The following is a 16622-nucleotide window of genomic DNA, read 5'->3' as shown; positions in this document are numbered from 1 at the left end:
TTTTGAATGGTTTTAAACAAGGTCATGTATTACCGTAAAATTTCCACATCATGAAAAGAGGATTTATCTCAAAATTATTACTTCCAACCACTTTCATCGTCCTAGCTTTAATTAGCCTGACAGGCATTTCGCAAACCTACAACAGGGACTTCATGGATGGACAGGTCTATTTCAAATTTAATGACCAGGTTCAGGTTGATATTCCTGTAAATGCTGACAGGACCGTAGATCCTGAAAATGCACCATTCCTGAACGCAATACGTCAACAATTTGATATCACAGGGCTTTCCAGGCCTTTTGACCTGAATAATGACTCAAAACTGGTCCGGACCTTTGAACTTAACTTTTCGCAATATGATAAGATTGAAGCTATTATGGAGGAGCTGGCAAAGAATCCTGACCTGGAATATGTTGAAAAAGTGCCCCTGGCCTATATAGATTACACGCCGGACGATTCACTGTACAACTTGTCTCAAGGTTCTGCTAACTGGAACTGGCATCTTGATGTAATCAACGCCGAGATGGCCTGGGACCTTAATACAGGTTCACCCGATATTAAAGTTGCCATTGTGGATAATGCTGTCTGGATTGATCATCCTGACCTTGTTAATAAGATCGTCCTGTCTGAAGATATGACGCAGCCCGGAATCCAAAATTCCAATCCGCCGACCGGCGGGGATCCCTCACTATGGTCACATGGCACTCATACTGCAGGCCTCGCTGCAGCGGAGACAAATAATGGAATTGGCGTGGCCTCAGTTGGTTATAATGTCAGCCTTATCGGGGTAAAGGCATCTTCAAGTAACCCCGAATATGTTACCAGCGGTTATGCCGGCCTTCAATGGGCTGCCAATAACGGAGCAGATGTGATCAGCATGTCATGGGGCGGGCCTGGTTTCAGTCAAACCAACCAAAACCTGATTAACACTATACACGGTATGGACGTAGTAATGCTTGCTTCAGCGGGGAATGATAATGTCACTACTCCTCAATATCCTGCAGCCTATAACTATGTAATAAATGTTGCTTCAACGAATGAAGATGATGTAAAGACTGATTTCTCTAATTATGCAGTCAGTGTTGACGTTTGTGCTCCGGGAGGCTACGGGAACCAGGGGCCATCCGGTTTGTTGAGTACGACATGGGACCTGACCGATTTCGGCTATTATGATGTTTATGCCGGCACCTCTATGTCTTGTCCATTAACTGCCGGCCTTTGCGGCCTTATTCTATCCGTCAATCCTGACCTGACCCCCGATCAGCTTGAAACTGTCCTGAAATCGACCTGTGAAGATATTTATAGTGTGCCGGGCAATGAGAATTACGCCGGGAAACTAGGCGCAGGCAGAATTGATGCTTATGCAGCAATCGCCGGCACACCATTTCATCCGGTAGCTGATTTTTACACGCCGGTTCCTTATATCACCCCCGGAACAGGTATCCAATTTTTCGATCTGTCAGCCGGGGTGCCGGATGTCTGGTCGTGGGAGTTTACAGGCGGGACACCTCATCTTTCCAGCCAGCAGAATCCGACCGTTTATTTTGCGACGGAAGGAGTGTATACTGTTAATCTGGACGTCACTAATGATTTTGGAACTGACGTGGAAACCAAGACGAACTATATGACAGTGACCAGCACCCCTATCCCCTGGGTATTGTTTTCAGCCAATACAAATATTGCCTGTAACAGAGACACAATTGTCTTTACCGATGAAACTTTGTATGACCCCACAGTATGGACCTGGGATTTCCAGCCATCTTCGGTCACTTTTGTCGACGGAACAAGCCTCACTTCGCAGAATCCGCATGTGCGCTTCGAAGCACCAGGTTATTATACCGTTAATTTGACAGCTTCCAATGCCAATGGCACTAATTTTAAAACTATCACGGACATGATCTTCATCGAAGGCATATTGCTTAATTTCAGTGAAGATTTTGAATCGGGCGAAAGCAATAATTTCAACCTTAGAAGTAATTCAAGGGCGAAAGTAAAGGTCGATAGCAGGGCTGCAGCTCCCGGATCAATCAATGGCCTGCACTATCAGGGAAGCGGCCTTACCAGCGGATGGTCTGGCGGGCCAACTAATACGACCCCGGAACAGGCCTGGAATACAAACGTTAATTTCCATGGTTTTGCTGAGAACTGTAATGTCGATGCAACCGGCATGGAAAGAGTCGAACTTACTCTTGATCTGCGGCAAACATACTCCGTCGGGAATAAGTACTCGTGGTTCAGGGTATTGGTTAATGGTGAGCAGGTAGCTGATATTTATGGCAACACGAACTTCAATCCGGCTACCAATACTGATCCTTTTGATATGAAAATCTTTGATCTTTCCCAATTTGGAAATTCGCTGTTCGACATCTCTTTACAGTCTTCATGCTTTCTTTCGGATAAGTTTTATGCTGAAGGAGATAACGTATTTGTCGACAATATTATGATTTCCAATACAACCGGGATTAAAGAAGGAGCTAATAATAATGCAGGCGTCCTTACCTATCCCAACCCGGTCACCGGTGTGTTGAATTATTCCGCTCGCGGGACCGGAGAACAGGTAACAGTAAAAGTCCTGAACATACAGGGACAAACAATCTGGCAGGAATCGTTCAAAGGATATAAAGATGGCGATGTAAACCAGATCAACACCGATAATCTCAGCAGCGGGGTGTATATCTTACAGCTTAATGGCGATAAAGGAACTACAACTAAAAAATTCGTAATCGAATAAATCCGGTTAAGATTTTAAAAGGTGTTATCTGTTAAAAGGATGACACCTTTTTTTATTCGATTCATCTTTCTTAATACTTTTATAATGGCAAATTCAATTGGCTGTTATGAAAAAAATACTCGTATTCTTAATTTTTTCGCTTTTCGCTCCTGCAATTTCTTTTACACAGGGTGCATTTATTACTGAAGAACAGGCTATATCTGTTGCAAAAAAAATATATTTTGAACGGGTACAATCACGCCGGTTAGTCGAAGCAGTAAATCTGAAAATCATCAATTCTTTCACTATTGAGGAAAACAAAGACATCTTTTACTACGTTTTCAACTTTTCAACGGGAGGATTCATGGCAATTTCATCCCATAGTGCTAACCCACCTGTCTTATGTTATACTTTTTACGGAAAATATGAACCATTCCATCAACCGGATAATTTCCAGGCCTGGATGGAACAATATAAAAGACAAATTACTTTTTCTATAGAAACAAAAGCACAACCATCCGCTGAAACTGCCGCTCTTTGGAGATATTACCTGGAAACCCCGCTAACAGCAATTCATCCTTTTTCCGGAAGAGAAGTCCTGCCCCTGACCACTTCAACCTGGGACCAGGGCAAGTATTATAACGAGATGTGTCCGGCTGATCCTTCGGGACCATCAGGCCATTGTTATACCGGATGCGTGGCTACTGCTATGGGCCAGGTCATGAACTATTTCCGCTGGCCTGACACGGGAACCGGATCATATAGCTACGAATGTCCTCCTTACGGAACGTTGAGTGCAGATTTCGGCAGTGCAAATTACCAGTGGGACCTGATGGAAACTTCGCTCGGCCATAGCAACCCGGAAGTAGCCGAACTGTTATATCATTTGGGCGTTTCGGTAGATATGGTCTATGGCCCTGATGGGTCCGGCATGTATAACCATAAAGCGGCTTACTCTTTAAAGACCTTCTTTAAGTATTCCCCCGAAACCCAGTATGTTTTCAGGGATTCGACTTCGATGGACTGGGACAGTCTCCTGATAGCCCATCTTGACCAGGAAATCCCCATGTATTATGCTGGCTGGTCAGTCCCTGACACCAACGGCCATGCCTTTGTATGCGACGGATACCAGGGAAATGATTACTACCATTTCAACTGGGGATGGAACGGTTCTTATGATGGTTATTTCTATACTGATGACCTTACCCCGGGCGGATCACTCTTTAACCTTGCCCAGGAACTCATCATCCATGCCGTTCCCGACACTAACCTTTTTGATTATCCCCTTTATTGCGAAGGTCAAAAAAATTACAGCACCTTGTTTGGAACTATAGATGACGGCAGTGGGCCACTTTATCCCTACCAAAATGAGGCAGCTTGCAGTTGGCTGATCACGCCGGCTGATTCCGTGAACAACATCACCCTGAGTTTTTTAATTTTCAGGACTGATACCAGCGATTTCGTCACTGTTTACGATGGTGACAGCATCACGGCGCCAATCCTGGGGATATTTTCAGGGGATATGTTGCCTGATCCCGTAACTACAACAGGCGACGGGATGCTCGTCGTTTTCGAAACCGGTCCTGACGAGACCGGAGAAGGATTCCTTGCGTCATTCAAATCTGAAATCCCGGTTTATTGCAGTGGCACAACCATTTTGACAGCGCAGACAGATTTCCTTACCGATGGAAGCGGAAATTGGGACTACCAAGATAATTCAGCCTGTCTGTGGCGGATATTGCCTGAGGGAGCATCCTATGTAACGCTCTATTTTACTGAATTTGAAACAGAGGCCGGATTTGATTTACTGAAAATCTATGACTTGCAAAGCCAGCAATTGCTTTCCGAATATAGCGGGTCGTATTCCCCGGGTGTGCCCGATCCTGTTACTTCCCCAAGTGGTAAAATGTTTTTAGCTTTCAGTAGTAATTACTCGGTGACTGCACCGGGCTGGAAGGCTTATTATGAGTCGAACCTGGTAAATTTGCCCGAAGTAAGCGAAGAGTGCAACATGCTGATTTATCCAAATCCAACCAATGGTTTGCTTACGATTCAGTTAAAGAATTTCTCCGGACCCGATGTAAAGCTGGGCCTGACAGACCTTTCGGGCAGAATCGTGCTTTTTAAAGAAATCCAATATACCGGTGAAAAGCAAATCCGTTTTGATCTCCGACAACTTTCTCCAGGTATTTATATTCTGAGTTCAGAATCCGGGACTGGAAGTATTAAATATCATAAGATTATTATCCATTGATATTTATAGCGATAAACCTTTATTTTTGCAACTGTCCTGAGGATGAATTTATACATCCGCAATTCAGTTAAAATGAATAAAATGAAGATTATTACTATCGTTGGCGCCCGGCCGCAGTTTATCAAAGCTGCTGCAATCAGCCGTGCCATAAAAAAATTCTTCTCTGAAAGGATCGAAGAATTGATCATGCACAGCGGGCAGCATTATGATGATAATATGTCGCGCGTTTTCTTTGAGGAAATGGCAATACCGCACCCAAAATTCAATCTTGAAGTAGGTTCGGGCACGCATGGTTTTCAAACGGGGGAAATCATCCGCCGCACGGAACAGGTTCTTTTGGAAGAAAAACCTGACATGGTCCTGGTTTATGGTGATACCAATACAACGCTTGCCGGGTCCCTGGCAGCATCCAAATTGCGTATCCCGGTCGCTCATATCGAAGCGGGCCTGCGCTCATTCAATAAAAGTATGCCTGAGGAGATCAATCGTGTAGTTTGTGATCACCTGTCTACATTTCTATTTTCACCTACCCAAACCGGCTTTAAAAACCTTGCAAAAGAAGGATTTGATCCTGATGCTCAGCCTCCTTATACTATTGATCATCCCGGGATATACCATTGCGGAGATGTTATGTATGATAATGCTTTATATTACAGTCAATTAGCCGAGGAAAGATCAAAGATTCTCAGTGATTTGGCCCTGAAAGGAAAAGATTTTATCCTTTGCACCATCCACAGGGACAGTAATACCGATTCAGCCGACAGGCTGAATGCAATTATGGGTTCTTTGGATGAAATCAGCCGGGATCAGCAAATCGACTTCGTATTACCCCTTCACCCCCGAACGGTTAAAATGATGCCTGTTATGCTAAACAGCAAGTTGCAGAAGAGCATAGAAGCCAATCCTTTTCTCAGGATGACCGGACCTGTGACCTATTTTGACATGCTTTTGCTGGAAAACCGGTGCCGGATGATCATTACCGATTCAGGAGGGGTGCAGAAAGAATCATACTTTTTCCGCAAGCCATGCCTGGTTTTACGGTCCGAATCGGAATGGAAAGAATTGATTGAACTGGGAACGGCAACTATCGTTGATGCGGACCCGAAAATGATAAGTGACGCCTTTTACCGCTATTATAACCAATCTCCTGATCAGTTTCCGGCCATCTTCGGAGACGGGCATGCAGCAGAATTCATTCTCAATGAATTGGTGAAATTTCTTCCCTGAGGTTTTGTAAACTGAATAATTATCGTACCTTTGCACTCCATTTTTGAAATTAGAATTAATAATAACCACGATTAACAATGGCAAATCAGTACGAAACCGTTTTCATTATGACTCCCGTTTTATCTGATGATCAGATGAAGGAAACGGTCGCTAAGTATCAAAAATTACTGAATGACAAAGGAGCAGAAATCGTCTTGGAAAAAAACTGGGGATTGAAAAAGCTGGCTTATCCGATCCAGAAAAAATCTACAGGGTTTTACTACCTCATCGAGTTCAAAGCCGAAGGTGATATCATCAACGACGTTGAACTGGCATTCAAACGCGACGAACGCATTATCCGCTTTCTGACCGTTAAGCTCGATAAACATGCAGTTGCCTATAATGAGAAAAAGCGCAGAAAAGCGCTTGAACAGCAACCACAGGAAGCTTAGCATATAAACTTATAATTGTTTAGAACCATGGCACAGCAAACCGGAGATATTAAATATCTTACCCCGATTAACGTCGATACTAAAAAGAAAAAGTATTGTCGTTTTAAAAAAGCGGGCATTAAGTACATTGATTATAAAGATGCTGACTTCCTGTTGAAATTCGTAAATGAGCAGGGAAAAATCCTCCCCCGGAGATTAACCGGTACATCTACAAAATATCAGAAAAAAGTGGCCCAGGCTATCAAGCGGGCACGCCACCTGGCTTTAATGCCTTATGTGGCTGATTTACTTAAATAAGGAGGAGTAATTAATATGGAAGTCATTTTAAAACAAGACGTAGCTAACGTAGGATATAAAGATGATATCGTGACCGTAAAAAATGGTTACGGAAGAAATTATCTCATCCCCCATGGCCTGGCTATCCTGGCCACCGGAACCAATAAAAAGGTCATCGCCGAGAATAAGAAACAAAAATCATATAAGGATGACAAGGTCCGCAATGAAGCTTTGACCGTAGCAAAAACACTTGAAACAATCAATCTGAAGATCGGCGCCAAAGCAGGGACCTCCGGAAAAATATTCGGCTCAGTCAATGCTATTCAGATCGCCCAGGCTTTAAAAGACCAGTTTAATTTCGAACTTGATCGGAAAAATATTGAAGTTGACGGTGATTCGATCAAAGAATTGGGCAACTACAAAGCCAAGATCAAACTGCATAAAGAAGTTTTAGTGGAGATTAATTTCGAAGTTTTTGCTGAATAACAGAGGGATTAGCACAATATTAAACCTGTCAGGTTTTTTTCTACGCAAACGTAATATAGTAATTCGCAAAGAAATTCCAGACCGTAACTACCCCGATCGCAAAGAGTTTGGATAGGTAAAAATTCTGTTTGAACCTGGAATGGATCAGCCACACGATAAGATTAGCAATTCCCAAACCCACCAGGCTTATCACAATAAATTCAGTGTATTCAATGGCGATATCAGGATCCTTGCTCCTAAAAGTCCAGGTGCGATTAAAAAAGTAATTGGAGGATGCTGCCACCGTAAATCCAATGGAATTAGCTATATACTTTTGGATCTTAAGCCATTCCTTACAGGCATAAGTAATCCCGAAATCTATAAGAACGCCGGAAAAACCGACAATGCCGAATTTGATGAACTTTACCAGGAAAGTCCGTGAAAGGTATTCGGTCATGCTACAATTGTATGATCAGTATCACTTTTTTATCTTCCCGTAATACATCTACCGAAATTACCTGGCCTGGCTGCAGCTTTTTAAGCCGGTTCATATAATCGTAAATGTCATTAACCTGTTTGCCATCGATAGCTGTAATCACATCACCTTTCAGCATGCCCCCCTTAAAGGCAGGTCCATCCTTTTTAACTCCTCCGACACCTAAACCACCTTCGACGGTTGATGTAAAATCAGGCATGATGCCAAGGGTGACTTTGAAACGATAACCGGCCCTTCCGCCTTCCTGCTGCTTAGGCCCGGCCTCCTGAAAGGTCAGGTTTTCACCTTTGCTAGCCAGTGCAGTAATTAGCTGTTTTCCGATTTCCAGTATATCTTTCTCACCTTCAAAATTCAGGCGTTCCCAATCATCACCAGGAGTGTGGTAATCCTCATGGGCGCCGGTTGAAAAGAAAAATACCGGGATATTTTCAGCATAAAAAGCTGCATGGTCAGAAGGGCCATATCCTTCAGGCGAAAAATTCAACTTTATTGAACCGGCATTAAGACTGTCAAGTATTGCTTCCGATTCGACAGAAGTGCCTGTCCCTCCGATCATTATTGCCGGACCTTCCTGCTTCAACCGGCCTATCATATCAAAATTGATCATGGCTGTAGCATTCTTCAGATTGATCAGTGGATTCTCTACAAAATACCTTGACCCCAATAAACCGAGTTCCTCTCCATCAAAAGCTACAAAAACTACACTCCTTTTAAGTGATGTCCTTTCTGAAGCCAGAAAGGATGCAAGCTCTAATATGCCTCCAACACCGGACGCATTATCATCAGCGCCATTGTGAATGGCCAGGCTGTCTAAAAACCGCGATCCGCTTCCGGGGCCGCCCATTCCCAGGTGATCGTAGTGGGCGCCAACAATTATAAAACTATTTTTAAGAACCGGATCACTTCCTTCCAGCATACCTATCACATTCCGCGCAGTAACTTTCTCCTGTAAGACTTGCGTGGTTGCTGCCACTTCACTGCTGAGCATCTTTGAGTTGGGTTTCATGTCTGATATCAGCAAAGATTCAAGGAAATCGACAGAAAGATGGTCTGGCGACAATATTTCATCGGCCAGGGTTCTTTTTATGTGAATGACCGGAATTCCTGCGGTTGATTGGGTTTTATCAAAATACATCGAAACCAGTTCGTCATTTGCATCAAATTTTTTTCCGGAAACAAAAATCACTCCCGCTGCGCCTTTATCCCTCGCTAAAATGACCTTATCGCGGTCATCGCCAAAAGAAATAAACCGGCTTTCCTGCTTTTCCATCTCAGGATCTCCCCTGAGGATCATGACCCATTGTCCGGAAACATCCAGCCCCAGATAATCATTCCACGAAAGGCTATCCTGTTCGATTTCAAATCCATAGCCCGCAAAAACTACCCCCGTAGCCACCGTTGCATTTTTTGAAAATGGAAAGGCAGTAAAATCTCCGGCAAGTGCATCAATTCTGTCATTTATCCTGAAGGAGTTATTCTCGCCGGCTTTAACGCTAACCACCACTTCAAAGTTTTGAAACCCTTCCTGTCCCAACAGTTTCAGGCCGGCATCACGGAATTGATCCCTGATGTATTCAGAGGCTGCCGTACTGCCCGGAGCCCCTGTATAACGACCTTTCAGATCATCAGATGCAAGATAGGAAATGTGGGACTTAAGATCATCAGTTGTAATATCAGGGCTGAATGGTTTCTGGGAATACAGGCTGCTGGAAATAACAATCAGAAATAGAATTTTGAAAATATATGCACGCTTCATGGGATGGAAGAATTTAAATCGACAAATTTATGAGCGGGCAAAGTTAATTATTTTCCGCTGCATAGTTGATCAGGACATTGATCTTTAGCTTGAGGCGTTCACATTCATTGAACAGCAAAGTTGCAGAACCGGCTTTGGCTAGATCCACCGGCATGATAATGATATCTGAAATTTCATTTAACTCGCGTGCAATCTGACATAGACGCTCTTCATTGCGGCACACCAGCACCAGGTTGTGTCCCTTTGATGCAAGTATCCTGGCAATCTCATATCCAAAACCCGATGATGCCCCGGTGATAAGCGTCCAGTTACCGTCAAATTCAGGCATATTCTTGCATTTCCCTTATTAACAAAGGAAAGAGGGCTTTGTTCAACGGATGATGAGCTTCCTGATCTGGACCCGATGAGCGGATTTCATTGATGCAAGGTATAGTCCCGGTGAAATTCCCGGATTGCAAAAAACAAATTGATTGGTCGTTTCACTGATCGAATTCAGTTCTTTCCAATAAAGCTGTTTTCCAGTGAGGTCAAATAGCTCAAAATTGAGAGGCCCTTGTTGATCAGTTCTCCAGGTAATAATTGCCGATTCACCCATCGGATTCGGCAGACAGTTGAAAGACAGGTTCTGGCCATTAAGTTCATCCAGTCCGGTTGAGAATGAGCTGAAATGCATCCCATCGAGCCAGATTTCAAAGCCAAAATCCCATGTATCAGCATGAATGGAAACATAACTGATATCATCAAAAGAAACTTCACCGATTTCTGTTCTGACATAATTATAAGGTGAACCTCCGCCGGCAAGGGGCACCTTGATCTTTTTCCAGGTACCATTAGCCGCGTTAAGCACATTTGGTGACCCGGAATATTTATAATAACCTCCGCAAAGATTCCCTACACGTATTTGATGAAACTGAAATCCGTAGCCAGTGGTATTAACCGTTTTAAGCCAGAATATCAGCGTGTCCTGCCCGCTGAGCTGCCAATGGACAATTGTATCGCTGCCCGGCCAGTATTGAAGACCGATATCCCAACCATTGCCAGTCACACAATGTACCGAAGCAACCCCTTCCTTCATATCTGTTGAATCCCAGGAAACCGTCGTTGCCATACTTCCGCCGTATCCCCCGCATACTTCCGGATAAGCATACCATTCAGCTGTAGGTTCAGTCATATCCTCCAATTGTTCATTAGTGACAACAGGGGGTTCACCATAAAAGAAGGGATGCCAGATCACTTCTCCTTTAGCAGGATTGTCAGCAAAATCATAAATATTACAGGCTATGAAATCTTCATCCGGGGAGAAAAATGAATTATAGGGGGCATAAATATCGTCTGGAGATAAATTCTCAATATGATATAAGGCATTATTTTTAAAGTAGTTGAAATAAAAAGTGTCTTGCGGGGATGACCCATTGAGTTGAATGCCGTCATTGTTATAAATCACTGCATTACTGTCAAACACAAGGTGTTCAGTGTTATTTGACTTGATGGCAAGCCGGTTACCTTCAAGAAGGTTTCCTTTGACCAGGTAATCATGGGAAAACTGATTCTGATAAGGCGGGATGGCACTTCCTTCCCAGAGTTCAATACCTATAGGATTGTCGCTGATCATATTTTGGCTGATAATATTGCTGAAACCCCTGTCGATAGCGATTCCTGAAGACTGGTTCCCGATTATTTCATTGCTGTCAACAAGTGAATTAAACGAATACCCTAGCCATAAACCATAATGGCTGTAGTTACAGGCATTACATCTATAAATATTGCCGTCTGCAAAGGTTGCCTCAATAGCATTATGCGGTGAGTATGAGCATTCATTGTAGAGAAATACATTATTGTTCGGAGTGGACGAGTATTCGTATTGCCCTAAAAAGATGCCATCGCCGGAATAGCTGAAGTCATTATGCTCCACCAGGTTTTCATTGGAAACGATCATAAGGATTGCGGCACAATCACTGGGATTGGTAAAGGGACGGTTAACATGTGAAGCTAAATTATGGTGAATGTGGCAGGAATTTGTGAAATACATCCTTACCCCGTAGGAAGTATTCCAGTCAAAATCGTTCTCCCATATTGAAATATGGTTACAATGGTATAAAGCCACGCCATCATTCTGCATCTTCATGGTATTATTATGAATATCAACATAATCGGTCAGGTACATCATCACTCCTCCTCCTAAAGCTGACTGATAATCAGACCAGACATCAATCCATCCGGCTGAATCGACTTTGTTAAAAGAGAAATCACAATTATAAATCTGGATACTGTCGGAATTTGTGATATATACGGCGTATTTAAACCGGCTTGCCGATTCAAAATTCCGGATGGTAATGTTTTTGGAATTATTGATCTTGATCATGTACCCTGAATAATTCATTCCGTCAACGGCGACATTTGCACCGTCGAGGATAATATTCTGCTGGTTATTGATCCTGATCAGTCCGTCATTGCCCGGGTCAGGGATTGTATAGGTTCCGGGGTTAAAGATGATCCATGAGTAACCGGGAATATCGATATTATCTCCCATATTCATATAGGTTTGGGCACGAAGGGCAGATTGCCCGATAAGAGCAATCAACACGAAAATGAAGTATACTTTTTTCATGATCAGGAAAGATTAAAATTGGCCCTATAAATTTACAGGAAAATAAAGTGGGAAAACTATTATTTTTCTTTTCTATAGCAGAAATAAAAAAAAGGCAGGATTTTTTAAGCCCTGCCTTTAAATATAATTGATAAGCTTAAAAGCTTTCTTATTTGATGATCATCTTGTTGGTCACAGATTCTTGACCGGTGAATACCGTATAGAAATAGATCCCATTGTCCAGCTTGCTGCCGTCAATGGTGAACTGATTATTAATAATTGCATGAAAAAAGCCGGACTTAACATGAAAGCCCGGCTTAATATTAATTGTCTGAAAAAGAGGTTTATCTTACGATCATTCTTTTTGAAACGCGCTCGTTTGCAATAATCACCGTGTAGAGATATACACCTGCTTCAAGATTGCTTACGTCAATGTTAACGCTAATGTTTCCGTTAATGATACCGGCATCTATTGTGTGAACAATTTGTCCGATAAGATTTGAAACTTCAACGGTAACCGGAGCAACAGTTTCGCTGTTAATCTTGATGGTAGTGATACCTGTAACCGGATTCGGCAGGTTTTGAGAAACGCTGATGTTTGATAGTCCTGAAAATTCATCTACACCAACATGAATTGGATCAATTGCATCGAATGTTATACCAGTTACATATTCAACATCAATAGGATCCGCAGAGCCACTTGCGTTAGTAAAAAAATCATTTAAACTAACAGCATTCACCATAGGGACAGTAAAAGTTGAATCAACAGAATTATAACAGGCATAATCAGATGCTTGGACAAACCAATAATGTTCATAAGGCCATGTTGTACCGCAAGTGAAGCAAACAGGATCTGTATGTTCGCCGGTAGTTATATTATAAGACCAACCATTTATATCAGGCTGCATATTCTCCTGTACACGATCCCCTGGTTCTGAATCTGTCCATGTTAAAAAGAATTCTTCTGAGCGTTCATCTTTAGTAATTTGCAGTCTGTGCTGCCAGCCATTAGTGCCACAATACAATGAGTCACTGGTTGTTCCATCTACAAGGTCTCTGGCAGCATTTGTCGCTAATGTATCAACAAACATAATATCAATTAATTCATCTCCAATGGTGAATTTAAACAGATTACCACAGAAATTATATCTGAAACCAATACTATCGTAATAATAACCGTTATGAATAAAGTCAGTGTAGTGGCTGCTCACAGCTCCAAATAATTGCAAATTCCCTTCAGCATCAACTGCACCTGCAGTAGCATCGAACCATGGAATAGTAAAGTCTTGCCAAACACCTTGATTATGACAGGGGAGAATTAACCAGTCTTCGGGAGCGGTTGCGCCGTTTTGAAAGAAATCCTGCCACTGACTTTCCTGGAAGTCAAGTTCAATGTAATCCCAACTATTTCCGCCATCAGTGGTTTTATACAGAAGTGGTTGGTAACCAGATTCTAAATTTTCTGAAGTTGCACCAACCATCCATGCATATCCAATCTCACCATCATCTGACCAAACCATATCTGCTGCTACATCAGAAAAGGTCCATTTACCACACCAAATGGCTGTATTATCTGTGGGATCCAGATTAAAAGGCATATCTATGACAGAATGTTCCAGTTCCCAGTCAAATCCGGTACCATTGTAAAGTCCTTGAATGTCTTCCATTTTAAGTGCTGTAAAACCAGCCCATGGTCCTTCTGCCCAAATATTAAAGCACTTCATGAAATCTTCTATTTGGGTTAATCCTAATTGATTGAAGTATCCATCATAATCATTCGATCCACTGTTTTCAAAGTATTCCGATAAGTAATTAGCACCTCCAAGGGTACTTGTTCCAAACGCCTGTTTGTTCCAGACTGCCAGAGCAGGATCATCAGGAGGAACACCCTGGTATACACCATAAGCGTTTTCTATAACAACATTGTCGCTTGGGTTATAAATAACGCCTGATAAGTAATAATTACGCAAACCCTCAGCGCTAAAATCAGAGAGGAGCACTGGTCCGACCCATGTTTGGCCATGATCAGCGGAATAGAAGATTCCAACAGATCCATTACTCAAAGCAATGGAGGGATAAGTTTCTTTATCTATTATAAAAGATATACCTATCAAATCCAAATCTTTATTATAAGATATAACCTTACAGTCTTCACGACGAAAAGATCTTTGGCTATGCGCTCTTCCGACATATATTTTTTCACGGCTATCTTTCGCATCATTAGAGTAATTAATTGTGACTGGAAGGACTGCTCCTTGATATTCACTATCATGAAGTAACTTTTCTTGATTCATTTTAACAGCTTCTGTAGCTTTTTGGGCATTTGCAACAAAAATAAAACATGTTGCTACTAATAATAGTAATAGTTTTTTCATAATAATTTTTTTAATTGAACTTATTAATTAAGGTTTCACAAATCAAACCATAAAGTTATGCTTTTTTTAAAAGTAAATATTCCCGTTGATAAATAATTGCATAAAAAAAAGCCGGGCTTAATTCATAAGTCCGGCTTCAGATCAATAATCAGAAAAGGTTATCTAACGATCATTTTCTTAGTAACCTCACTGTTGTTTGCTTTTACAGTATAAAAATATACGCCATCCTGCAATTTTGTCCCATCGACCTGGAAGTAATAGGTTCCGGCAGAAACATTTCCTCTCTGCATATCCATTACTTGTTGTCCAAGGATATTGCTAACCTTCATGTTAAGATTAGCTGCCTTCTGAAGGTTGACCGTAATGGTGGTTGTACCGTCGAAAGGGTTGGGATAATTCTGGGAAACACTGGTTGTGCTGAGAAGATTGTTGTCACCGATCCTTGTCAGCAGGTCATCTTTAGGAATTGCTGAATACCAGATAGCATTTTCCTGGAATTCGTGGTCAGGAGGAGTATTTAGGGCAAATCCCGGTGTTCCGTCAGTATTGTAGATCATATGGACGTCACCGTCGGAACTTGCAGTAAACAGAGGCCAAATACTTTCATCAAAAATATGCATAATGTCGCTGGTCACATGATAAAAGGGCCCCCAAACGCCATTATCATAAGCGCGTGCCCAGATCTTATGGAAATTGTACTCGGTATTATCAAAGGTTTCCGTATATGATGAGAAGGCAATAAATATACGGCCTTCATCATCAATCGAAATGGTAGGCATCGTTGATAATCCAACACTCCGGTACGTCATTGGAAAACCATCAGCAGTTGTAATATAGGTAAGTTCCCCGTCGCCATCAACATCTTGTGCCCAACCGATATAATTATAATCTTCGATCATCTCTGAAGCTTCATATCCGTATTGTGGTCCGGCCATTGCACGCGGATCATTTGAGAATGGTGGCATATCCTCGTTCCAGTAGCCAATGCCGTCAACCCAGGAGAATAAGCCGTAGCCACCAGGTGGGCTAGTTATTTCCTCAACTATAATCCTGGATAAACCGAAAACAACATGGCATTTCCCGTTATTATCGATAGCAATACCTCCCGAGTTGTCGCAAGTATGCGTAGAATCCATAGTCATAGTATTAAAATCCCAAAGTGGGTAAGGATGTTCCCTCACCATGATCTTTTCCCAGGTGTCGCCATTGTCCATTGATTTCATGATGAACATGTCAGTCCAGGCGCTACATACAAACAAGGCAACAATATCACCCTTGCTGGCCAACACGAATTCTTCCGAATAGAACTCGAAAATATCTTCAGGACCCATGCCAGGGAGAACAATATCTGCCGGATCCCAGGTTGCGCCACCATCGGAAGTACGCGTATAAACAATTGCTTGTGGCTGATCACCTAAGGCAGTATAGGAGTTATAGAAAATATGCGTGTACTGATTCTCATCACCGGAAGTCACGATTTTGGGCCATGTTGGTTGGATTACGCCAACATAACTGGATTCCACCCATGCACCGGTGAATCGGTTATCTCTTTTTGAGATTTGCAGATTTGTTCCGTTATGCCCAACAACGATTTCCCCGTTAAGGCCATAGGGTGCATAGCTGCCCCAGCCGGTCCGGACGGTTTCAATTCTGGCTGCTGGTGGCGGTGCCCATTCACTTCCGTTGAAATAATTATAACCGGTTCCCCTCTCGGGAAAAGTCGTTGGTTCCATACCACGGGTCCAGACAGCCGCCATGGTACCATCGTCATACCTGTAAAACCGGTTGCTGTAAGCGTTATTTGACCACAAATCATAGAACGAATAACCAATAATCGTTTCTGATGGGGCCGTAGCATAGGACCTCACCGTAGGATTGACAGGTACTGAAAAATCAGAAAGATCCCTGATAGGCTTCTGATATTCAACCTTCTCTGCTTTATTAAGCAGTTGTTTAGGCATAGTTGCTATCTGTGAGATAGCAGTAAACCCAATGATAAGCGCAAGGGTTAAGAGTAATAGTTTTTTCATTTTTTTCCTTTATTTAA

The 16622-nt window shown here is 42.4% G+C and carries 12 protein-coding genes; 6 read left to right on the top strand and 6 right to left on the bottom strand.

Annotated elements, in window-relative coordinates; translation table 11 throughout:
- The first annotated feature begins 50 nt into the window (after window positions 1-50).
- From M0Q51_06935 to rplI, 6 genes are all read left to right on the top strand, one after another.
- Window positions 51-2729, top strand: a complete 2679-nt coding sequence (locus M0Q51_06935; protein ID MCK9399717.1) for a S8 family serine peptidase — start codon at window positions 51-53, stop codon at window positions 2727-2729.
- A gap of 106 nt (window positions 2730-2835) precedes the next feature.
- Window positions 2836-4962 carry a C10 family peptidase gene (locus tag M0Q51_06930; GenBank protein ID MCK9399716.1) on the top strand — a complete coding sequence of 709 codons (2127 nt, stop codon included), beginning with the start codon at window positions 2836-2838 and terminating at the stop codon, window positions 4960-4962.
- Window positions 4963-5043: 81 nt separating this feature from the next.
- A complete protein-coding gene (gene wecB, locus M0Q51_06925; protein MCK9399715.1) occupies window positions 5044-6189 on the top strand; it encodes a UDP-N-acetylglucosamine 2-epimerase (non-hydrolyzing) in 1146 nt (381 codons plus the stop codon).
- Between the two features lie 77 nt (window positions 6190-6266).
- Window positions 6267-6620, top strand: coding sequence for a 30S ribosomal protein S6 (rpsF, locus tag M0Q51_06920; GenBank protein ID MCK9399714.1), 354 nt, complete (start codon window positions 6267-6269; stop codon window positions 6618-6620).
- A 27-nt stretch (window positions 6621-6647) separates the two neighbouring features.
- A complete protein-coding gene (rpsR, locus tag M0Q51_06915) occupies window positions 6648-6917 on the top strand; it encodes a 30S ribosomal protein S18 (protein MCK9399713.1) in 270 nt (89 codons plus the stop codon).
- 15 nt (window positions 6918-6932) lie between these two features.
- Window positions 6933-7382 (top strand): 50S ribosomal protein L9, encoded by a 450-nt coding sequence (rplI, locus tag M0Q51_06910; protein MCK9399712.1) that lies wholly within the window; start codon window positions 6933-6935, stop codon window positions 7380-7382.
- A gap of 40 nt (window positions 7383-7422) precedes the next feature.
- On the opposite strand, the gene M0Q51_06905 is transcribed toward rplI, so the two are convergent.
- The 6 genes from M0Q51_06905 to M0Q51_06880 all read right to left on the bottom strand — a co-directional run bounded on the left by M0Q51_06905 (window position 7423) and on the right by M0Q51_06880 (window position 16605).
- The gene (locus tag M0Q51_06905) at window positions 7423-7818 is read right to left on the bottom strand and encodes a GtrA family protein (protein ID MCK9399711.1); all 396 of its coding nucleotides are present in this window, start codon (window positions 7816-7818) and stop codon (window positions 7423-7425) included.
- Between the two features lies 1 nt (window position 7819).
- Window positions 7820-9613: a M28 family peptidase gene (locus M0Q51_06900; GenBank protein MCK9399710.1), complete on the bottom strand. Its 1794-nt coding sequence runs from the start codon at window positions 9611-9613 to the stop codon at window positions 7820-7822.
- Between the two features lie 43 nt (window positions 9614-9656).
- Complete coding sequence (locus M0Q51_06895; GenBank protein ID MCK9399709.1) at window positions 9657-9941, bottom strand: SDR family NAD(P)-dependent oxidoreductase; 285 nt, start codon at window positions 9939-9941, stop codon at window positions 9657-9659.
- A gap of 42 nt (window positions 9942-9983) precedes the next feature.
- The gene (locus M0Q51_06890) at window positions 9984-12221 is read right to left on the bottom strand and encodes a right-handed parallel beta-helix repeat-containing protein (GenBank protein ID MCK9399708.1); all 2238 of its coding nucleotides are present in this window, start codon (window positions 12219-12221) and stop codon (window positions 9984-9986) included.
- Window positions 12222-12544: 323 nt separating this feature from the next.
- A complete protein-coding gene (locus tag M0Q51_06885) occupies window positions 12545-14575 on the bottom strand; it encodes a T9SS type A sorting domain-containing protein (GenBank protein MCK9399707.1) in 2031 nt (676 codons plus the stop codon).
- 158 nt (window positions 14576-14733) lie between these two features.
- A complete protein-coding gene (locus tag M0Q51_06880; protein MCK9399706.1) occupies window positions 14734-16605 on the bottom strand; it encodes a T9SS type A sorting domain-containing protein in 1872 nt (623 codons plus the stop codon).
- Window positions 16606-16622 lie beyond the last annotated feature (17 nt).

The organism is Bacteroidales bacterium (assembly GCA_023229505.1).
Lineage (GTDB): Bacteria > Bacteroidota > Bacteroidia > Bacteroidales > JAGOPY01 > JAGOPY01.
The sequence above is the reverse complement of the archived record's forward strand: the minus strand, read 5'-3'. Positions and strand labels throughout refer to the sequence as shown.